Annotated in this window: 21 protein-coding genes; 9 read left to right on the forward strand and 12 right to left on the reverse strand. The window is 52.8% G+C overall.

Annotated features, from left to right (window positions below):
* Positions 1-8: 8 nt before the first annotated feature.
* Positions 9-623: an HD-GYP domain-containing protein gene (locus ACLB09_RS17095; RefSeq protein WP_410771065.1), complete on the reverse strand. Its 615-nt coding sequence runs from the start codon at positions 621-623 to the stop codon at positions 9-11.
* 197 nt (positions 624-820) lie between these two features.
* On the opposite strand from ACLB09_RS17095, the gene ACLB09_RS17100 reads away from it, so the two are divergent.
* From ACLB09_RS17100 to ACLB09_RS17110, 3 genes are all read left to right on the forward strand, one after another.
* Positions 821-1,642 carry a TatD family hydrolase gene (locus ACLB09_RS17100; protein WP_410771066.1) on the forward strand — a complete coding sequence of 274 codons (822 nt, stop codon included), beginning with the start codon at positions 821-823 and terminating at the stop codon, positions 1,640-1,642.
* A 543-nt stretch (positions 1,643-2,185) separates the two neighbouring features.
* Positions 2,186-2,779 (forward strand): DUF2087 domain-containing protein, encoded by a 594-nt coding sequence (locus tag ACLB09_RS17105; protein WP_410771067.1) that lies wholly within the window; start codon positions 2,186-2,188, stop codon positions 2,777-2,779.
* A 140-nt stretch (positions 2,780-2,919) separates the two neighbouring features.
* Entirely contained in the window at positions 2,920-4,356 is a 1,437-nt protein-coding gene (locus ACLB09_RS17110; RefSeq protein WP_410771068.1) for an MFS transporter, read from the forward strand.
* A gap of 17 nt (positions 4,357-4,373) precedes the next feature.
* Here ACLB09_RS17110 and ACLB09_RS17115 read toward each other — a convergent pair whose 3' ends face one another.
* The 7 genes from ACLB09_RS17115 to ACLB09_RS17145 form a co-directional block, all read right to left on the reverse strand.
* Positions 4,374-5,930, reverse strand: a complete 1,557-nt coding sequence (locus ACLB09_RS17115) for an amidohydrolase (RefSeq protein WP_410771069.1) — start codon at positions 5,928-5,930, stop codon at positions 4,374-4,376.
* A gap of 15 nt (positions 5,931-5,945) precedes the next feature.
* On the reverse strand, positions 5,946-7,448 hold the full coding sequence (locus ACLB09_RS17120; RefSeq protein ID WP_410771070.1) for a Na+/H+ antiporter NhaC family protein: 1,503 nt from the start codon (positions 7,446-7,448) through the stop codon (positions 5,946-5,948).
* Between the two features lie 39 nt (positions 7,449-7,487).
* Positions 7,488-8,342 carry a PfkB family carbohydrate kinase gene (locus ACLB09_RS17125; RefSeq protein ID WP_410771071.1) on the reverse strand — a complete coding sequence of 285 codons (855 nt, stop codon included), beginning with the start codon at positions 8,340-8,342 and terminating at the stop codon, positions 7,488-7,490.
* A gap of 91 nt (positions 8,343-8,433) precedes the next feature.
* A complete protein-coding gene (locus tag ACLB09_RS17130) occupies positions 8,434-9,447 on the reverse strand; it encodes an SIS domain-containing protein (RefSeq protein ID WP_410771072.1) in 1,014 nt (337 codons plus the stop codon).
* Between the two features lie 158 nt (positions 9,448-9,605).
* Positions 9,606-10,334: a GntR family transcriptional regulator gene (locus tag ACLB09_RS17135; protein WP_410771073.1), complete on the reverse strand. Its 729-nt coding sequence runs from the start codon at positions 10,332-10,334 to the stop codon at positions 9,606-9,608.
* 103 nt (positions 10,335-10,437) lie between these two features.
* On the reverse strand, positions 10,438-11,181 hold the full coding sequence (nfsA, locus tag ACLB09_RS17140) for an oxygen-insensitive NADPH nitroreductase (RefSeq protein ID WP_410771074.1): 744 nt from the start codon (positions 11,179-11,181) through the stop codon (positions 10,438-10,440).
* A gap of 236 nt (positions 11,182-11,417) precedes the next feature.
* Positions 11,418-12,038, reverse strand: coding sequence for a LysE/ArgO family amino acid transporter (locus tag ACLB09_RS17145; RefSeq protein ID WP_410771075.1), 621 nt, complete (start codon positions 12,036-12,038; stop codon positions 11,418-11,420).
* Positions 12,039-12,216: 178 nt separating this feature from the next.
* On the opposite strand from ACLB09_RS17145, the gene ACLB09_RS17150 reads away from it, so the two are divergent.
* The 5 genes from ACLB09_RS17150 to ACLB09_RS17170 all read left to right on the forward strand — a co-directional run bounded on the left by ACLB09_RS17150 (position 12,217) and on the right by ACLB09_RS17170 (position 16,319).
* The gene (locus ACLB09_RS17150; protein ID WP_410771076.1) at positions 12,217-13,665 is read left to right on the forward strand and encodes an aminotransferase-like domain-containing protein; all 1,449 of its coding nucleotides are present in this window, start codon (positions 12,217-12,219) and stop codon (positions 13,663-13,665) included.
* Between the two features lie 141 nt (positions 13,666-13,806).
* Positions 13,807-14,487: a hypothetical protein gene (locus tag ACLB09_RS17155; RefSeq protein ID WP_410771077.1), complete on the forward strand. Its 681-nt coding sequence runs from the start codon at positions 13,807-13,809 to the stop codon at positions 14,485-14,487.
* Positions 14,488-14,662: 175 nt separating this feature from the next.
* Complete coding sequence (locus ACLB09_RS17160) at positions 14,663-15,517, forward strand: SPFH domain-containing protein (RefSeq protein ID WP_410771078.1); 855 nt, start codon at positions 14,663-14,665, stop codon at positions 15,515-15,517.
* A gap of 15 nt (positions 15,518-15,532) precedes the next feature.
* Positions 15,533-15,730 (forward strand): type II toxin-antitoxin system antitoxin, encoded by a 198-nt coding sequence (locus ACLB09_RS17165; RefSeq protein ID WP_410771079.1) that lies wholly within the window; start codon positions 15,533-15,535, stop codon positions 15,728-15,730.
* A complete protein-coding gene (locus ACLB09_RS17170) occupies positions 15,717-16,319 on the forward strand; it encodes a hypothetical protein (protein WP_410771080.1) in 603 nt (200 codons plus the stop codon). The genes ACLB09_RS17165 and ACLB09_RS17170 overlap by 14 nt, the downstream gene beginning before the upstream one ends.
* Positions 16,320-16,387: 68 nt before the next feature.
* Here the strand turns inward: ACLB09_RS17170 and ACLB09_RS17175 are convergent, their stop codons facing one another.
* The 3 genes from ACLB09_RS17175 to ACLB09_RS17185 all read right to left on the reverse strand — a co-directional run bounded on the left by ACLB09_RS17175 (position 16,388) and on the right by ACLB09_RS17185 (position 19,348).
* Positions 16,388-18,619, reverse strand: coding sequence for a heavy metal translocating P-type ATPase (locus ACLB09_RS17175; protein WP_410771081.1), 2,232 nt, complete (start codon positions 18,617-18,619; stop codon positions 16,388-16,390).
* Positions 18,620-18,769: 150 nt separating this feature from the next.
* Positions 18,770-18,970: a copper chaperone CopZ gene (gene copZ, locus ACLB09_RS17180; RefSeq protein WP_410771082.1), complete on the reverse strand. Its 201-nt coding sequence runs from the start codon at positions 18,968-18,970 to the stop codon at positions 18,770-18,772.
* Positions 18,971-18,997: 27 nt separating this feature from the next.
* Positions 18,998-19,348 (reverse strand): metal-sensitive transcriptional regulator, encoded by a 351-nt coding sequence (locus ACLB09_RS17185; protein ID WP_410771083.1) that lies wholly within the window; start codon positions 19,346-19,348, stop codon positions 18,998-19,000.
* Positions 19,349-19,647: 299 nt separating this feature from the next.
* On the opposite strand from ACLB09_RS17185, the gene ACLB09_RS17190 reads away from it, so the two are divergent.
* A complete protein-coding gene (locus ACLB09_RS17190; RefSeq protein WP_410771084.1) occupies positions 19,648-20,559 on the forward strand; it encodes a hypothetical protein in 912 nt (303 codons plus the stop codon).
* Between the two features lie 237 nt (positions 20,560-20,796).
* Here ACLB09_RS17190 and qoxD read toward each other — a convergent pair whose 3' ends face one another.
* Positions 20,797-21,081, reverse strand: coding sequence for a cytochrome aa3 quinol oxidase subunit IV (gene qoxD, locus ACLB09_RS17195; RefSeq protein WP_410771085.1), 285 nt, complete (start codon positions 21,079-21,081; stop codon positions 20,797-20,799).
* Position 21,082: the final 1 nt, after the last annotated feature.

Raw genomic sequence — 21,082 nt, forward strand, 5'->3', positions numbered from 1 at the left:
AGCGTTATTTACAATGAATAAATATCCAATGTCTGTTCAGGCAGTATCATCATGGCATGAACGACCTCCGGATCAAACTGGGTGCCTGCATGGCGAATCAGCTCCAGTCTGGCCTCGCTCAATTTGATTCTCCGGCGGTAAATTTTGTTCGAGGTCATCGAGTCAAAGGCATCGATGACCGCACAAATCCGGGCTCCAAGCGGTATTTCTTCCTCGCTTAGCCCCTCGGGATAGCCCCTTCCGTCCCACCGCTCATGATGATATCTTACAATGTCGACAATTTCCTGCCCGAATCCGGGATTGCTTTCCGCCATACGTGCTCCGATGACCGCATGGTGCTTGAGCATTTCCCATTGCTCATTCGTCAAAGGATCGCGCTGGGTGATAAGCTCGCGCGGAATAAGCGTTTTGCCGATATCATGCAAAAAGCAGCCTCTGACCAATTGCTCGGTTTGCTGCTCCGATAATCCCAGCGGTACCGCTATCTTCTCGGCCAGCATGGCTACTCTTGAAGAATGATAATAAATTTCCGGATGTACGTCCCGCAACGCCTTAAGCCATTGTCCGGCATCCGGATCCTGGTCCAGTTTCAGTTGTCCTATTTCAATTCTTGAAGCAACCACCGGCCCCTGCCTCCTAATGCCCAAGTCTGACTACATTTGCAAATTCCGAAAGCGCAAAAATTGGTAGTTTTGTAATGGAACTCTTTAACATTATAGGTCAAAAGTTATGAAAATGCATAGGGATATTTGACGAATTTTGGTGAATTCAAAGAGATCCTTGAGGAAATATACCTAAGCAGAAGGAGTGAAACAACCTTATGAACCCCCGTATCAAGTCTAATTCGGATTCCTTCTTCCCTTTGATCGACGCTCATATCCATCTCGATCACTACGAGGAAGAAGCCAGACACCGGATCCTGCAAAATGCAGAGGAATACGGATTAAATGCATTGATCGGCGTGTCGATGAATCTGGCTTCCTCTCAAACCAATCTGGAGCTGGCGGCACAATATCCTGGGCTCGTTATTCCGGCATTCGGCTACCATCCCGAACAGTCTGTGCCTTCTCCCGAGGAAACGCGAGCGTTGCTGGATTGGATGAAATCTCAAGCTTCCAGCATGGCTGCCGTAGGCGAAATCGGGCTGCCTTATTACAACAGGCTAGAGGCGGAGAAGCAAGGCAAGCCCTTTGACCTTGAGCCTTATATCGCCTTACTGAATCAGCTTCTGGAGCTTGCGAAGAACCTTGGCAAACCCGTAGTACTTCATGCCGTCTATGAAGACGCAGACCTGGTTTGCGATCTCTTGGAACGTCATGGAATCGGGCAAGCTCATTTTCACTGGTTCAAGGGTTCGCAGCACACCGTGCGCCGCATGGCGGAGCGCGGTTATTACGTCTCCTTCACCCCGGACCTGGTCTACGAGCCGGAAATCATGGAACTGGCACGCAGCTATCCCGCTGACCTCGTCATGGCGGAGACCGACGGCCCTTGGCCATTCGAAGGTCCCTTTGCCGGGCAGGCTACCCATCCCGCCATGGTCCGTGACGTCGCGGCGGCATGGGCCCGGCTGCACGGGTTAACTCATGAGGAAGGATGCCATATCCTGTTTAACAACGCCCGGCGATTCTACGGCCTTTAACGGAGGCCCTGCTACAGGAAGGCAGCCTGCGGGTTTGCGGCCGCAGTTCCTTTCCGGTTTTGCGGATTCGAGTGCAGTTCACTGACTGGGAACCGCGGTGTCCACCACTAGCCATGAACTGAACTTCGTACTGCCGTTTGTGGCCAAGGTAACTACGAATTGCGGCTGCGAATTTTTGATACAGGCTAGACTATGGACTATAGGCTTGAGGCTTTGGCTTTTGGGCTATGGGCGGCGAGCCCTCGCCGGTTCTAACGGACATGAGAGACGTTATTCTCCGTACTGTGACCTTATTGAGCCGAATTCTGCCTAATTAAGGTCTCTGGTGTCCGTTAGCTTATAAAAAAGCGAAATTTGAGGTTATTAACGTCTCCCATGTCCGTTAGAGCAGAGCGCATCACGTCGGCTACGACGCAAATTTAGCGTTGAGGCCAGCTTGTCGCCCTGTCAACAGCTCCTATTGACAATGGACTTCTCAAATGCAATAATTTGATAATCATCTAATTAGCGTAACGTCAAATCATTTTGCCAGGAGGATGCCTCATGCAATTAGACCGTCTAGTCCACTTTCATAAAACGATTGGCGACGTCACCCGCATCCGGATCATCGCTTTACTTAAGAACGGGCCGCTTCACGGACAGGCACTGGCCGGCAAACTGGGCGTCTCGCCTCCCACCATCACCCATCATATGACCAAATTGCGTGAAGCCGACCTGATTTTTGAACGCCGGGACAAAAACACGATCTATTTCTATTTGAATGAAAAGAGCCTTTCCTTACAGGCTCAGGCCATATTGAACATCGGAACGAACCCCGAGTCCGAATCCGGCAATGACAGCAATGCTGCGAATGAGAAGGCCTTGGAAAAAATGGCGGTCATCCGCAATTTCTTCACCAAAGACGGGATGCTGAAGCATTTGCCTGCGCAGTTAAAGAAAAAGCGGTTTGTCCTCGAGCATCTGGTGCAAGGTTTGGAGCCGCATAAGAAATACACCGAGAAAGAAATCAACGAATACATTAAAAAATACCACGGAGATTTTGCCACGATCCGCCGCGAGTTCATTATGCATCATTATATGTACCGGGAAAACGGGATCTATGAACTGAATCCGCCGGAACTGTGGGGAAGATCCTGATCTGATCGTCCATAATATCATACCGCGGGAAGAAGGGAACACGGTTTTATGCCGGCTTCCCTCTTTTTTCGGTCAACTAATTAGATGATCATAAAATTAGATAGGCCTCTTATTGCCCGGATTAGAAAGGAGTTCTCAACTTGAATCACTGGTCCTTGTTAAAACAGGAAAAAAATTATGCCCGGCTTTTCGCGGCAAGTATCGTTAATGGCATGGGGGACCGTTTCAGCCAAGTCGCCGTGCTAGGTCTGCTGCTCTCGCTCTCCGGATCCGGGCTGGCCGTCGGCATTACGTTTGCCATCCGGCTTCTGCCCTTCTTGATCTTTGGCCCCTTGGGAGGCATGCTTGCGGACCGGTTCTCTAAAAAGCGCATCATGATTGCTACGGATCTGGTCCGGGCTGCTTTCGCCTTATCGCCGCTGCTTGTCCGGGATGCCGGTGACGTATGGATCATTTACGTTAGCTCGTTTCTGATGGCAGCCGGCGAAGCGCTATATTCGCCGGCCCGCATGTCTTTGATCCCCAACTTGGTCCGGAAAGAAAACCTGCTGCACGTAAACAGCTTGGAAGAGGTTCTGGTCGGGCTCGTCCTGATCGGCGGCTCCGTGACGGGCGGAGCGATTTCCTCGCTGCTCGGCGTGGAGACCACTTTCCTCCTGAATTGTCTGTCGTTTCTGGTTTGCGCGTTGCTCCTAATGCGGCTACCTATCCTTCATAAGGCTCCGCACATTCCTGATTCGCAGCCGCTGCTGCGGGCGGGCGCTGAACCGGCGATACAATCCGAAAGCCATGCCGGGCCTAACAGAGCGGAAGAGACTGTACTCCCGTCGGAGTATCATATCGAATCAACCTCACCAAAGGGTCGTCCCGGATTCAGACGGAAACGCGCTTCCGCGCGGCGGCGAACTAACGAAACCTGCCAGACTACTACGGCCGCATTCCGTGAGCTGCTTTCCGGCGCCCCGTTTCTCCGGCTGATGCTAATAATTTTTGCGGTCTGGCCGATTGGAGACGGTATCTTCAATATTTTGCTCAGCGTGTATGCGGTGAACGTTTTCCATATGGGCGACCTGGGCATCGGAATATTATACGGAGCCCTTGGCGCCGGGCTGGTGGTAGGATCGGGACTGACCGGCAAATTCGCCCGCCATATTAAAGCCACCGCCATCCTCGCGTTATTGGCGGAAGGAATCTTTCATGTGCTGATCAGTCAAAGCGGATCCTTTGGGCTGCTGCTACTGCTGCTGGCTTGTATGGCCGTATGCTCCGCCATAGGAAACGCCTGCAACCAAACGCTTCTGATGACGATCGTGCCGGGCCGGATGCGGGGGCGGTTCATGGGGATGCTCGCCACCTTGCAAAATACGATCATGGGAACCGCGATGTTTCTCGGCGGGTTCTTGCTGGAAGTCCTTTCGCCCCGCATGTTAGGCCTCTCCGGCGGATTGTTGCTAACCGTGTTGGGAACGGGATTCGCTGCCGTTTACTTTGTATCCCGCCGCCGCTATCATCGCAAGGATGGTGGCGAAAAACCCGACGCCGCATCGGCTGCATCGCAAACGGAGGCCACCCTCTAGGGCAGCCTCCGCTTTGTTTATCCTTGATCATGGACAATGCGTCCATCTGATAACGTAAATATGACTTTGGCGTCCCGCCAATTCTCCTCCGGAGTTTGGAACAAATCCCGGTCGAGTACGGCGATATCCGCATATTTTCCCGGCTCCAGCGTGCCCGTCTTATCCTCCAGGCCATTATGGTAAGCCCCTGAGATCGTCCATGCTTTCAATACTTCGGCTATGGACAGCCCGTTTTCCTTATGCCAGCCGCCTTCCGGCGAACCGTCCGCAAACTTCCGGGCAGTTACCGCATAGAGGGAGTCCGGTACGCTCGGATACATCAAGGGCAAGTCCGTTCCCATCGTAACGACAACGCCTTCGCGCCGCATCGTTCCGTAATTATAGAAATTCCCCTCCCGCTCTTCCCCTGCGAATTCGCGCATATAGGCCGATTCCTCCGAATCGTTCATCAGCAGAATTTGCGAATACACTTCCGCAACGATGCCGGCCTGTCCCATTCGCCGCAAATCATCCGGGTGCGTCAATTCCAGATTGGCGATGGAATGGCGCAGCTTCATTCCCGACTGCCTCCGGCACTCCTCCAGAATGAATACCGCCTGCCGCACCGCGGCATCCCCTTCGGCATGGATGCACACCTTGAAGCCTCTCCGGTCGGCTTCCAATGCGGCCTGCCGCACCTTCCCGTAATCGGCCGGCTTCCGGTTCGTCGTCGTGGCATCATTCGCGTACGGCTCCAGCAGATCGCCGGTGAAATCGGCGATAATGCCGTCCGTCATCAGCTTGTATCCTTGGAAGCGGAGAAAGTCGCCCTGATAGTCGGCCGTGCATCGTTCCCCGAATGCAAAATCGATCGGCCGCGAATTCGGCTGCGAGGAGAAATTGACCCGAACGCCGAGCCGGCCTTCTTTTTCCAGCGATTCCAGGATGTCCAGCATCCCCAAATAATCGTCAAAGGCGATATCTTTGATCGAGGTGACGCCGCGTTTCGCCAGCATGGCTCCGAAATCGGTGAATTTCCGCGCCATCTGCTCTTTGTCACTCGCCAGCTCCCGCAGCAGTTCGGCGACCGCTTCGGGATGGCAGGCATCCGGAGTATACCGGTACTTCTCCATCGCTTTGGCATTCATCCAGCAGTAGCTGCGCTCTGCGTTGAATAGCGCGACGGCTCGTCCCGGAAAGATCTCATCCAGCGGCGCCTGCGGAGGCTCCTCCCCCCATGCTTCGCCTTGCCAGCCGTGTCCGTAAATATCGCTTCCTTCCGGAAGCCCGGCCGCATAGGTTTTTACCGATTCAAGAGCTGCTTCCCAAGATCCGCAGCCCGACAGATCCAAGCCCAGCGTAGTCAGCACGCTTCCCGTAAAAAAGGTGTGATTATCGTGAAAACCCGCAGTAATCAGCGCACCGCCGAAATCTCGCACCACCGTATCGGGCCCGATCCAGGCGTCCATTGCCTCCTTCGGACCCACCGACGTAATCACATTCCCCGAAACCGCCACATATCCGGGCTCCGGCTTATCCGCCAGGCCGGTAAACAGGCTGTCCGAGACCAAAACCAAATCTGCCCGATCCGTCATCGTCTTCGCCTCCTATTAGAAAATGAACCCGGCCGCCAGATAAGCGCCCGCGGAAAGCACCAGTGCAATCAAAGCATACGGAATCGTGGACATACCGTGCCTGTATAGATCGATTTTCCCGGAAGCGGAAACCACGATGCCGGCGTCCGAGTAGAAGCACGCATTGCTGCCCCAAATCCCCGCCGAGATCAGAGCGGCGATCGTGAGATAAGGATTCGCCCCGGTCGCTTCGCAGAGCGGAATCAGGATCGGAATCGCCATAATATACAAAGCCCAGTTCAGCGACACCAGGAATTCCGTAATCGAGAATGCCGCAAAGATCAGGAACGGCAACAGTGCAGCCGATACCTTCGAGCCCGTTATTCCGACGATATACTTGGTAAATCCGATTTCATCGACGGAGCTGCTTACGACAAAAGAAACGATCAGCAACACGGTAAGCATCAACATGTCCTTCATGCCGCCCAGCAAGGTTTCGATATACTCCTCCGCATTGAAAATACCCTGTGCGATAAACACGATCGCCGTAACAATGACGGTGACGATCAGACCCATTTGAATGTTCATGTCGAAGTAAATCGTGGAAGCCAGAAGTACGATAATCGGAATGAAAAAATTGATGATCCTGGCCGGCTTTTTCGCCGGTTTCTGCGCTGCGTCCTCTGCAGCAACAGCGGCAACGGCAGCCGCAGCTTCCTGCGTCTCGTCTTCAGGGTTTTCCTCCGGAGATACCGAACCCCCGGCGGCAACCCGCGCATAAGCCTTTTTCATCGGTCCGATTTTCGGAATAACCCCTACTATTGCGAGCAAGGTCACTAGAATAATGATAATCGGATAGAACAGGAACGGCACCATTTTCATATACTCTGCCATGCCTTTACCGGGTGCCGCAAAATGGTTCGCCACAAGCAGGCTGGCGATAAATATCGACCAAGAGCCGATCGGATGCAACGTACAAGGCGGAACCGCGGTCGTTCTCAGCACCATCGCGTTCATTTCGCGCGGGGTTTTGAACTTGTCGTTGACCGGCGTCATGCAGGTTCCGACCGTCAGGGCGCTTAAATAATCATCAATCGACAGCAGCAGGGTCATCAGATAGGTGATGAACAGCCCCATTTTGCCGCCCTTCGCTTTTTTCGAGGCCCATTCCCCGAACGCCGCCGCCACGCCGCTCTTCTCGAACACGGCGATCAGGCAGCCGAACAGCATAAATATCACGATCAGCGACAGATTGTCGGGATCGCTAAGCTGCTCGATGAGCTTGTCATTGTACACGGTCAGCGTTTGCGCCTTATATTTCATAAAGACAGCCAGAAAGCTGCCCCACAGGAAGCCTTCGAGAATTTTTCTCGTGGTAAGCACGAACAAGAACATCACTACCGGCGGAACCAGCGTCCAGGCCCCGTAGCTTTCCGCACCCTTCGGCGCGGCAAAACCGATAACTATAAATACGATGAGAATGGCCAAATAAACGACTTTATTCTGCTGTATCGCCCAGAACCTTTTGGCTTTTTCCATGGATATGCTCCCCTTTGCCCTTCAAAGGATTAGAATCTTTCAGACATAAGCTTTGCCGTAACCGAACGAGCCTTCCACCAGGCAGATTTGCGCCGAAAACGCCGCCGCCTTCCGCAATCCCTCGATGACTTCCCCTTCTCCAGGGAAATGCCCCTTTCTCCAGCCCGACTCCAGCAAGTGGACCAGAAACGCCGTTACGAAAGCATCCCCGGCCCCCATCGTGTCGACGGGAACGACATAATCGACTTTTCCTTCGTAAAACCGGACGCCGTCATAGAAGATCGAACCTTTCGAGCCCCGGGTGATCAGGGCCGCTCCCGCGCCAAAGCCGGTTACCCGCTTCAGCATTTGCTCGATCTGCAAAGTCGTAAGTTCGCTGCATGACAGCAGCGCAAAATCTATATAAGGACAAACCTTTGCCAAATAAGCATCATCATGGAACTGGGGTTCATCCGAAAAGTCGAAGGATACAAGCGCATCCAACCCGCGCAGTTTAGGCAGCTCGTTCTCCAGCCGCGAAAAGCAACTGGAATGAATCAGCCGAAAATCCCGCAGATAATCGACCTGTGCCTGCTCCACCACGACGGGCTGCTCCGTGGAAATTCCGCCCTCGTTCCAATCGACGAATACACGGTCCCCGTCCACCAGATTGACCTGACAGTAACCGCTTACACCATTGCGGTCAATGCATTGCGAAATATCGATCCTTTCTTTCAAAAGCGACGCCTTGATCAAATCCGCTGCTTCATCACGTCCGAACACGCCCAGATAGGCCGAATCCACGCCCAGCTTATGGGCGTAAACCGCAAAATTAACCGCATTCCCTCCGGGATACATCACCCCGGTGTGCTGATATTGGTCGACGACATTGTCTCCGAATCCGATAACTTTCATGGTTCCTTATCTCCTTTCCCCTTGTGCAAAAATCATTCCGGTCCGAAGCTCCTTGCCTCGGACCCGATCCTACCCTAAGCATTCTTGAATCTTAATATTCCACGGTTCTGTAGTATCTGCGGGTGGACAACGGATGATTGCGCTGCGCCTCCAACTGCACGCTCACGCGCTCAAACAGCGAGGCGATGATCAGCGGGGACAAATACTTGCGGAACTGGTCGCTGATTCCCTTAAGTTCATATTCCTTCGTATCAAAAATGCTCAGCTTGTCCGTATATTTCCGGGCAAAACGTTCCACCCGCTCCATCAGCGGACGGCTTTCGTCTTCACCGGTCATCAGGATCATGCTCGTATCCCGTTCGACCAGTTCAAGCGTGCCATGGAAAAATTCCGCGGCATGGACCGATTTGGTGCGGATCCATTGCATTTCCTCCAGAACGCACATCGCATAAGAATACGTTTCTCCCCATACGCTTCCCGATCCGATCAACATGTGGAAGGTTTCATCTTTGTATTTGTTCACGAAGGCTTCGGCCGGCCCTTCCGTTGCCCGTTTCACGTCCAGCAGCACTTCGGGCATGGTCTCCAGTTCATCCGCAAACCGCGCATATTCCGGAAACTCGCCCCGGGCGGCCAGCAATTTGAAAATGAGCAGATACAGCTGCAAATAAATCGAATCGGAGGCCGTATCGTTTTCCGAATAATTTACGAGCGTATAATCGGACAATTCCGCCAAAGGCGTGCCGAGCTCGCCGACGAGGCCGATGGTGGTAGCCCCTTTATCTTTGCAGAATTTCGCCGCTTCCACGGTTTCCTTCGTGGTTCCGGACAGCGAGGACAGGATCACCAGGGAATCCGGACCGAACTGCTTGTGGTCGTAAAGCACAAATTCCGCTGCGATTTCCGCATATACCGGGAGGGTTGACGTCGTTTTGATCATATATTCAAAAGGATACATAATCGCGATCGACCCTCCGGAACCGATCAAGAACAAGTTTTTGTAGCCGCGTGCCGTGAGCTTCTCTCCGATCTCCTCGATTTGCCCGCGCAGGCCGACCGCACCTTTCGTTACTTTCCGGAAATTGTCTTCGTTAAAGTTAAACATGCCTGTTTCCTCCTTCTTAAGCTGCACTGAAATCGCTTTAATGGTATATACCATATTTATTGGTATATACCATTTATGGACTTAGTATAACTTCATGATCTAGGGGAAGTCAATGCTTTTTCCGATATTGGTATATACCAATATCGGAAAAAGTTAATTTAGAGCGTCAATTCGGTATAAAAGCTGACGATGTCTCCGCGTGTGACCGATTGCGAAAATTCGATGCTCCGCCCTTCCGTATCATAGGCGACTGTTTCCAGCAGAATGCAGGCGCTTTCGTTTTGGATCTTTAAAAGCCGGCTCTCCATCTCGTCGCTGATCGCAATCCGGGTATACTGGGTCGCTTTGTGCAGCTGGATCGAGTAAACGTCCTCCAAAATTTGATACAGGGATACATTTTCGTTCATATACTTCTCGATACCCTGGCAATAACGGTACGGAATTTGCGAAAGTTCGATGGCGACCGGAATCCCGTCGGCCAGCCGCAATCTTTTCAACGAGAAAAGCATTTCATCCTCGGCCAGATTCAACGCCTTTGCCACCGAAGAGGTTGCCGGCACCATCTTCATGTCCAGCGTCTGCGTCGTCGGCTTCATCCCGATATCCAGCATCGCTTTGGAAAAGCTGTTGAACGTAAAATCCATCCGGATTTTCTTGTTGGACACAAACGTGCCGGCCCCGACCGTCCGTTCGACGAAGCCTTCCCTCTCCAGCAGCGAAAGGGCGTGCCTTGCCGTCATCCGGCTGATTTTGTGTCGTTCCGCGAGATCGCGTTCGGACGGAAGCTTGTCTCCCTGCTTGAGCTTGCCGCTCTCGATGTCCTCCACGATCATTTCCTTCAGCTTCTTGTAAAAAGGTACGGATTCCTCCGTTTCAAAATTTTTCATAAGGCCTACCTCTTAAACTTAATCATAGTATGAGTCCTATTCCATTATATGGAGGGTTCGAAATAAAGTCCATGGCCCCTGCCGTTTCTCCCCCTCCGTGCAATTACTTCAATTCGAACCCGCGCTGTAGCAAAAACTCCCGCATATGAAGCCGGGCGGGCTGGGCAAGCTTCTCCGCCATCAACATGGACCATGGGGTATCCTTGGCTCCGCCGGTCCGCTCCCGCAGATACTTCACCATAACCTCATCGTATTGCTGCACGCCGTTTTCCGAACGCTCGCGGTCATACTCGTTCCAATGCAACACCGCTTCCTGAGGCAATCGCGGGCGCAGTCCCGGCTTCTGATCGGGATAGCCGACGCACATTCCGAACACGGGATATGCCAACTCCGGGAGGCCAAGCAGTTCGGCGACTTCCTCGCTCCGGTTGCGAATCCCGCCGATATAGACGATACCGAGCCCGAGCGATTCTGCGGCGACCGCCGCATTCTGGGCCGCCAGCGCTGCATCGACCGTAGCCACGATGAAATTCTCCGTCGTGTCCTCATAGGTCTCCCGCTCCGGCAGATGCCGATCCGCGGCGGACTTCAATCGGGACAGGTCCCCGCACCAGACGAGGAAAACCGGGCATTCCCCAATGTAGCTCTGATGTCCGCAGAGCTCCTCCAGCTTGTCCTTCCGTGCCTGATCGGTAACCGCGATCACGCTGAACGCCTGGACATTGCTTGAGCTGGATGCCATCTGGGCCGCCCCGACGATCTCTTCGATCTGCTCCCGGGTAACAGGCTTAGCGCTATATTTCCGAATCGAGCGGTGATTTTTAAGCTGTGCGATGATGTCATTCATTCCCTATTCACTCCCAAACGTCTTAATATAAATTGTATTGCCTGCGCGCAAGATAGGTTTTCGAAAAGTCTTCCCGGATATCCGTAAGTTGTTCTAGTCCCTTTAATATAACCACTAGTTTCATTATCAAACTTTCATCACCGGCGCGCAAGGTCTTCAACTTGAACAACGCAATGCAGGCGATGGGGACAGCTAGCAAAAAACGTCCGAAGTCATGCAAGCTACCGGTAACTTACCTATGAACTCCAAACTACCCCGCTCAGCAGCAAATATACCGCCATGATCCAGACGACAACCGCCGAAACTTGATTCATCCGCTTCAACAAAACCCCGCTCCGGCTCACACCGCCGACCATCCGGCCAGCCAGCGAAAGCCCGGCAAACCATATCCATGAAATCAGGATGGTGGCCAGCGTAAACCCTATCTTGGCATTCCCTTCGTAGTTCAACGAACTGGCTCCAATTACTCCGATGGTGTCCATGATCGCATGCGGATTCAACAAAGATACCGACATGGCGAACATCGCCTGTTTTCGAGCCGTAAGCCCCGCCGGTTCTGCCGAGCTTCCTGCCGGCGTACTTTTCCAGATCGACCAGCCCATGTAGATCATAAAGCACGCTCCGGCAATGAATAAAATTAATTTTAGCCACTCCAAGGTAAATACAATGACGGAAACGCCCAGCACCGCAAGCAGAATCAGAACCGTATCGCATAAAGCCGCCGTGATGACGGCCGGCCATGTGCGGGTCCATTTTCGGCCCGCAGCCCCTTGATTGAAAATAAAAACATTTTGTACGCCCAGCGGCAAGATCAGTCCGAATGCAAGCACTATCCCATGAATAAAGGCACCCCACATAACCTGTTTCTCCCTCTCTTTCTTAGCTGAAAAAGCATGATTAGCTGTTCAGAACTCCATTTTAACGTCAAGGTGCAAACTTGGCTCCATCCATTTGGATGGATACAAAACCAACCAAACTATATAATTATTAATAAGATCATGACCTGTCTCAAATTACCCCAGGGAGAACTTTACTATGGAAAAATCCTTTTGGCGGCCCGACCGCCTTTCTCCAATCCCATTGCATATACAAATCACCGAATATCTCCGGGACAAAATCGCCGGCGGCGAATGGCCGGTCGGCACGCGGCTGCCTTCCCAGCGCGTCATGGCGGAGAGCTTTGGCGTAAACCGCAGCACCATTGTCGCCGCACTTGGAGAACTCACTGCGGCCGGTATGATCGAGGGCGGGCGTGGCGGCGGCACCAGGGTCGTGAATCATACCTGGGGCATACTGGCCTCCACTCCGCCGCCGGACTGGAACGCCTATGTCAGCGCCGGGATACACCGGCCAAATTTGCCGGCCGTCCAGGAAATCAACCGGGCGGAATTCCGCCCGGGCATCCTGCGTCTGGGGACTGGCGAATTATCTCCGGAACTGCTTCCCCAGGCGGAAATGAGCCTGCTCCTTCGCCGCCTGGCCGACCATGTCCCCGATTTGGGCTACGGAGAGCCGAATGGCGATCCCATGCTGCGCGAAGTACTTGCCGCCCGGCTGAATAACCTGGGCATCAAGGCCTCCCCGGCATCCATCCTGGTCGTATCCGGTGCGTTGCAGGCGCTGCAACTGATCTCAGTGGGGTTGCTGCAACGGGGATCGACGGTGCTCTTGGAGCGGCCATCCTATCTATATTCGGTACCGGTGTTCCAATCGGCCGGAATGAAGCTGCAGGGGGTGCCGATGGACGAGGAAGGACTGCGCCCCGAGCTCGTCGCTCCTTACGCCAAACAGTACGGCGGCGCGCTCCTTTACACCATCCCTACCTTTCACAATCCGACCGGGATCGTCATGAGCCAGCAGCGCCGGAAGCGGCTGCTTGAGGTGTGCCAAACATCCGGATTACCTATCCTTGAAGATGATGTTTACCGCGATTTGTGGCTGGACGAGCCGCCTCCCCCTCCGCTGAAAGCGCTGGACTCCAGCGGCGGAGTGCTGTATATGGGCAGCCTGTCCAAAACGCTCAGCCCGGGTCTTCGCATCGGGTGGATCACCGGACCGCAGCACGTTATTGAGCGGCTGGCCGACATTAAAATGCAAAGCGATTACGGTTCCAGCGCCTTTTCGCAGCGGATTGCGGCGGAGTGGCTGTCCAGCGGCATGTATGATGCCCATGCGGAAAACCTGCGGGCAAAGCTGCGCATACGGAGGCAAGCCACTTTGGGGTTCCTGCAAAAGTATTTCGGCGGAGGATTGGCCGATTGGAGCGTTCCCAAAGGAGGATTCTATATCTGGCTGAAGCTTCATCGAGCCGCTGCACCAAGAAAATTGTTCGATGCCGCGCTGAAAAAAGGAATTCTGATCAATCCGGGCCATCTATACGACCCGGAAGCATGCAACCGGATAAGACTTTCTTATGCCTTTGCCTCATTGGATGAACTGGAATCCGGCATCGCCCGCCTGGCGGACATTGTCGCTTCGCTGTAGACGTTGTTGCCCTGCTACCGGTCCGGATTCGATGGATCCGGGAATAAAGTCTTATTTTCGGCTTGTTTCGTCCCGGTTTGGAGTACATTGGAAACTATTGTTATTTCCGGAACGTCTATATGTTCGAAAGGGGGTTATCTCATGAGGGTCAAGCAAATCGCGGTCGCTCTGTTCGCTTTATCCCTTCTGCTAAGCGCTTGCGGTAACCATAAAAACGGCGAATCCGCCACGTATGCCGAATCCGGCAACAACCCGGAAACAAACGGCCGGGAGATCATCGACAAAGGCGATTTGAACGACTTGTCCGGAAGTTTGGACGAAACCCAAATGCAGCCGGAGGTTACGGGGCCTGCCCCCGGAAGCGAGCCAACCTCTGAAACCGGGTCAAGCGAGGCCGATCACCCCTCGGACAAAGAAATGATGGGGACGGCCGGGCAACTGTACAGCCTTGCTTTTCATGCCATGTTCGAGATGGATGAAGGTTTGAATTCCGATATGAAGTACATTTCCATCGATTTCAGCGAATTGACGCAACTTACGGAACAAGATAAAGCTTACATTATGGCCTCCTTCGATTCCTACGGGGTTGAAGTCCGGGATGCGGCCTTTGATGAGCTGAAGCAAGAAGAAGGCTTCAAAGACAAATTGGTGCTGGAAGGCATCCTGCTGCAGGTGAAAAAAGTGGATGTCAGCGAAGCGGCCGCCGTGATCGAAGGCTCCAAGTATCGGGCCGGCAACGGAGCCATCGGGACCAAAATTACACTGAAGCTGGAAGACGGATCCTGGAGCGTAAGCGATGCCGGAACGACCTGGATTAGCTAAACGCGGGAAGGAACGGAACACGCATAGACTTTCCATACCGAAACGAAAACCGGTTGTCCCCAAGTCATGCCAATGACTGCGGGGACATTTTTTTAAGTTAGCAATTTACAATATATTCAATAAGTGATATCATAAACATATCAAATTAATATTCAACCCAAAGGAGTGTTCGGACATGTTGAAAGAGAAAGAACTTTCGTATTTGAACGGCTTTATCGCCCTGCTGTTCATACTGGGAATTACGGGTGCAGGCGTTTATCTGATTACGCTGGGAGACATCGTTCCTATGGTTGCCGGCATTATTGCTTGCTGTGTAGCCTTCGTACTGCTTACCGGCTTAACGATCGTGCAGCCGAATCAGGCCAATGTCGTGACTTTCTTCGGACGTTATATCGGCGTCATCCGCAAGAGCGGCTTTTACCTGGCGATACCGTTTTCCACCCGGAGAAGAGTCTCGCTGCGGGTTCGCAACTTTAACAGCGCGAAGCTGAAAGTAAACGATGTGAGCGGAAATCCGATTGAAATCGCCGCCGTCGTCGTATTCTCGGTGGTCGATTCGGCCAAAGCCCTGTTCGAAGTCGATGAGTACGAAACCTTCGTCGAAATTCAAAGCGAAACGGCCCTGCGCCATGTGGCCAGCAAATATCCGTACGATCAGCCGGACACTACCGGATTCTCCCTTCGTGCCAATACGGAAGAGATCGCTTTGGAACTGACCGATGAATTGCAGAAACGCCTGACCATTGCCGGAGTGAAAGTGATCGAATCACGGCTGACCCATTTGGCCTACTCGACCGAAATCGCCAGCGCGATGCTGCAGCGCCAGCAGGCCGAAGCGATCATCGCCGCCCGGGAAAAAATCGTCGACGGCGCGGTCACGATGGTTCAAATGGCCATCTCCCGCCTGCAAAGCGACAATGTAGTCGAACTGGACGACGAACGGAAAGCCGCCATGATCAACAACCTGCTCGTTGCCGTCGTATCCGACCGTTCCGCCCAGCCGGTCATCAATACGAGCACGTTGTATTAAGAGGAGCCTTTCGCAATGGCCGGCAAAAAGAGCTTTCCGCTGCGCCTGGACCCGATTCTTTATGAAGCTTTGGAGCGCTGGGCGGCTGACGAATTCCGAAGTGTGAATGGTCATATCGAATACCTGCTCCGGGAAGCTTTACGGAAAGAAGGGCGTCTTCCTGCGCCACGGGGAACGGCCCGCAAGGAGGATAAGAGGGATGCAGAACACTAAGAAGATCCGCAAACCATGGTGGGTATCGAAATCGACGGCTCTGCTGCAGGAGTACGCGCATACCGCACGCGGAACCTATGTCCCCGGGTCGTTCAAAGACTGGAAATATACGGGGCAGCATGTAAAGATACCGTTAGGCCATGGATTGGGCACGATTATTGTAACAGTGACGGATTCCGGTTCCGGCTCTTCAAACCAACTGGTCGTCGGTATGAAGTACAGCTATTCTCCCCGGCGTAAACTGGAATTCCATCTATGCAAATTAAGTCGTCCGCTATTTCTGCCGTTTCATCCGCAGCTTCGCCACGTTACGCTGCCCAATACGGCCATGAATAAGCAGTTTCACGCCAAAGCCTCGCATCCCAGCTTGCTCCGTTCCATATTGAAGCAAGATGGGCTGCACGAGGAGCTGGAGGCCCAGCCTTCCGCCTATATCAAGCTCCAACCAAAAAAACAGATGGCAATCCTAAGCTTGGACGACACCAGCAAAACGCCGGATGCTCACATGTTGGACCGCAATATCAAGCTGATGAAGCATTTCATCGCCGCACTCCACGAACAAGGCTATATCCGGGAAAAAATCAAATAGTAAACCTAAAAGAAGCCTTCCGCGAACCGAAGAATCATGGTTCATGGAAGGCTTCCGTTTTATTTAGTTTACAATTTGACCCTTTGCAATCGGAGTGCGTTAAGCACTACGGACACCGAGCTGAGCGCCATGGCCGCTCCCGCGAGCCAAGGGGCAAGGAAGCCCACGGCGGCTACAGGGATGCCGATGGTGTTGTACGCCAGTGCCCAGAAGAGATTCTGCTTGATATTGCGCATCGTGCGCTTGCTCATCAGGATGGCGTCCGGCACCCCGTGGAGGTCGCCGCGCATCAGCGTGACGTCGGCGGCTTCCATGGCCACGTCCGTGCCCGTGCCGATCGCAATCCCGACGTCCGCGATCGCCAGCGCCGGGGCATCATTGATGCCGTCGCCGACCATGGCCACCTTGCGTCCCGACTCCTGCAGCTTCTTCACTTCTGCGGCTTTGCCTTCCGGCAGTACTTCGGCCAATACTTCATCGATGCCGACTTCCCCGGCAATCGCCTTGGCCGTTCTTTCGTTGTCGCCGGTAATCATAACCACGCGCAAGCCAAGTTCCTTCAGCCGGGCAACCGCCGCTTTGGAGGTGTCCTTCACCGTGTCGCTGACGGCAAGCATCCCGGCGTAAATTCCTTCGACGGCGATCAATAGCACGGTCTTCCCTGCTTCCTCCATCGCCGTCATTGCGGCGAAGGCGGCGCCGGCGTCAACGCCCTCCCGCGCCATCAAACGGCGCGTTCCGGCCAGCACGCGGCGGCCTTCCACCACGGCGGCGATGCCGTGCCCGGGCACCGCTTCGAACGCGGAAGCCTCCGGCAGATCGAGGCCCCGTTCCCTGGCCCCGGCTACGACCGCTTCCGCCAGCGGATGCTCCGAGCTGCGCTCGGCGCTGCCTGCCAGGCGCAGCAGCTCTTGCTCGTTCCAGCCCGCGGCCGGAACGACTTCGTTCAGCTCAGGCTGTCCGCGGGTGATCGTGCCGGTTTTGTCGAGCACGATCGTATCCAACGCCTGAGCGCTCTCCAGGTGCTCGCCGCCCTTGAACAGGATGCCGTACTCGGCCGCCCGGCCGGATCCGGCCATAATCGAGGTCGGCGTCGCCAGACCCAGCGCACAAGGACAAGCAATGACGAGGACGGCGATCGCCTTCTCCAGCGCTTCCGGGAAGTTCCCCGGCTGCACCAGGAAGAACCAGACCAGGAAGGTTACTACGGCGATGCCTACTACGATAGGGACAAAGATACCGGAGATGACATCGGCCACCCGCTGGATGGGTGCCTTCGAGCCCTGAGCCTCCTCGACGACGCGGATGATCTGGGCCAGGGCGGTTTCATGGCCGACCTTGGTCGCCCGGACGCGGAGTGCGCCGTTTTTATTAACCGTGGCGCCGATGACCGTATCGCCTTCTTTTTTCTCCACGGGGATGCTTTCCCCGGTTAACATCGACTCGTCCACGGCCGATATGCCAAACACGACTTCTCCGTCGACCGGGATTTTCTCGCCCGGCTTAACGATCAAAATATCGCCGGGTACCACCGCCTCAATCGGCACGGTCGTCTCCACCCCGTCTTTAAGCACGAGCGCCGTTTTGGCCTGCAAACCCATCAGCGTTTTTATCGCCTGCGACGAACGGCCTTTGGCCAAAGCCTCGAACCATTTGCCAAGCAGAATCAGCGTGATCAGAATGGAACTCGTTTCATAATACAGCTGGGGGGTATGCCCGTGCGGCATCGACAGGGCGTCCAGACTCAGATAGAGGCTGTAAAAATAAGCCGCCGACGTCCCTAGCGCAACCAATACGTCCATATTGGCACTGCGGCTGCGCAGCGCTTTATAGGCGCCGACATAAAAACCGCGGCCGATAATGAATTGGACCGGCGTCGCCAGTACGAGCTGAAACCAGGGATTCATAAAAATCTCGGGAGTCCAGATGAACGAAGTAAAGGAAAAGTGTCCGGCCATAGCCCACAGGAGAGGAAAAGACAAAATCGCCGACAAGATCAGCTTGACTTTTTGCCGGGAAATTTCCCTGGCCCGGGCATCCTCGGTCTCCTGCTCCGATTTTTTGACCGCCGCACTGTATCCTAACTGACTCACTTTTTTCATGATGTCATCCAGGGAAACATCGCCGGGCGAAAATTTTACCTGAGCCGTTTCCAAAGCAAAGTTAACGTTCGCCAGCTCCACCCCTTCAAGCCGGTTCAGTCCCTTCTCGATCCGGTTGGCACAGGCCGCACAGGTCATTCCCGTAATTTGCAATGTTGCCGACTGATCATCTTTTGTAGCCGATAATGCATTTTCCATCTGTATTTCCTCCTCCACACATACATACCGGGGGTATATTTCGGACGACAGAAAAAATTTCTGTCTCACGTTCTGGCTGAATCGAAGCTTCGGTAACAACAAAATAATGTAGCCTTCATCGTGATTAAAGCTATAAATGAGAGCCGTCTGTTAAACTACGTCGTACCCTTGTTCTTCGATGGCTTCTTTAATAGCTTCTACGGTCAGCTTGCTTTCGTCATAAGAGACAGCCACGCTTTTTGCCGAAAGATCTACTTTCGCCGTAGCGCCAAGTTCCTTCAAAGCCCCTTCGACCGAATTGACGCAATGATTGCATGACATGCCTTCTACTTGCAGCGTAATGTTTGTCATAAATAAATGCCTCCTGAGTTTAAGTTATTATTTCATTAATTTATTAACCGTAATCAGCAGTTCGTCGACGACTTCCATCTCGCCTGCCTGAATGCGTTCAATGACGCAACTCTTCATATGCCCTTCCAAAAGCAGCTTGCCTACGCTATTCAATGCGGATTGAACCGCCGCAATCTGATTCAGGACATCGTCGCAGTAAGTATCTTTCTCGATCATTCCCTTGATCCCGCGGATCTGACCCTCGATCCGGTTAAGCCGGCTTGTCAGATTGCTCTTGACCGCTGCCGAGTGATGGCTATGTCTTCCGTGGCCCTCGCTCTCGCAGCATGACTCCGCCGCTTCGTGAGTTGTCTTCGTCGGCTCAAGTTCAGCTGCCATGATCCACCTCCTCCCGCCTGCCTGCAAAAGGCCGGCGTTTTGTTGTCCTTTGCATCCTCATTATATTATACCCCCAAGGGGTATGTAAAGACCTTTTTGAAAAATGATCATTTTGCTTATCATTCGCTCTTGGTCCCCGGATATATTCACTTTAAAGTAATCGTTCACCACTTAGCTATCAAATTCCCAACAAGAAAGGTAAATTTAACCATTCATTTAACCGATATTATTTTTAAGTTTGAAAAACCACTTTTACTAAAATGAATTTACATAAAATGATATCTGCCAGGAGGTCTAAAATGAAAATTGATCTTTCGTATCAAGGCGCTTGTTCTGCCCGCATGAAAAATACCGTGGATTGGCAGGCCTATGCCGATTCCATGGCAGGAAAAGAAATTGAAGTTTCGAGGAACGGACAATCTGTCAAATTAACGTTTTCCAACGAGTTGATCCGGTTCAAAGATTATACGGATGAAGTTTTCTTAATGGACATCCATGCGCAGAACGGCGATCCTAACGATATTTTCTCTTATAAGCCGAAGGATCAATGGCTGGTGTTCAGCCAATATTTATCCGAAACGAAGTATTTTGATTCCTATGACGCGAAAGAAATTACCGAGATCGAATCGGCATTGCAAAAAATCACGGACGGCCTGGATACGCTCCCTTCGCAGGGAATCAATTTCTTTGGAGGTATTAAGTCACAGCTTGATTCTTATGAAGCTCCTTTAGAACTGGCTGCATCGTCGATTGCCCTGGCTGCGTTCAGCCAGAAATATTTATCCGGGGATATTAAGAACGGCTTCGACGAGTTAATAAGCCAATACACCGAACACAACGCCAAAAAAGCGGTAAACCACCACTCGCTAGAGGAAAACTTCTACGGTTACCGTTCAAAGGTACACATCATGAATGTAAGCAAAGAACAGACTGAGGATTATGCTATTACCGAAAAGCTCAGCAAAAAAAATTATTCCGAAACCGAAATCTCCGGGTTGGTGAGTTCCTACACAGAAATGTTCAAAAATATAGGACCCGACAGTGATTTGCAGCAAATTCTGCAACAAGCCCGGGAACATCTGGTTGACTCTGCAACCAAAGATTTCTCGAACGACCCGCATTACGGCAAGGCCAGAGACTACGTGAACCAACGAGCCGACGACACCTTCCAGCGAATTGCGGAATATCTAAGCCCCTTACTCACCAAGTAAAATTACGCAAAAAAAAGCCGCAGCCCCCTTTAATAAGGTGCTACGGCTTTCATATAATTCCTACTTCCTTCACGCGGTGACCGAGTCGCACGCAGACTGAATTCGTTCTGGAGAAGCGTCAGCGTTCGCCTTTGTGAGCGGATTTCTACCATATGGTTCTATACAATAAGGAAATCCGCGAACGACAGCGATCGGAAGAATGAATCAGACGAAGGGCGACTCGCGAACCGCCCTCTCTTACTTATATCCCCAAATCATCGTGAACAGCGTACCGAATATGGTGACCAGGCCCACAAACAAAGCGTAGGCAATATTCGTATACAACTCCTTTTTGGAGCCATCTTCACCGATGTGCATAAACAGGATGAGCTGAACACCCATTTGGATGACCGCACATACGAGAAGAATGGTCATTCCGACAGCCAGAGACAAGTCGAAGAAAACAACGGACAAGGCAACAATGGACAGGATCAATGAGAACAAATATCCCATGACGTGTTTAACAGGGAATAGTTTTTTCATG

The organism is Fontibacillus forbon (genome assembly GCF_046559655.1).
GTDB lineage: Bacteria > Bacillota > Bacilli > Paenibacillales > Paenibacillaceae > Fontibacillus.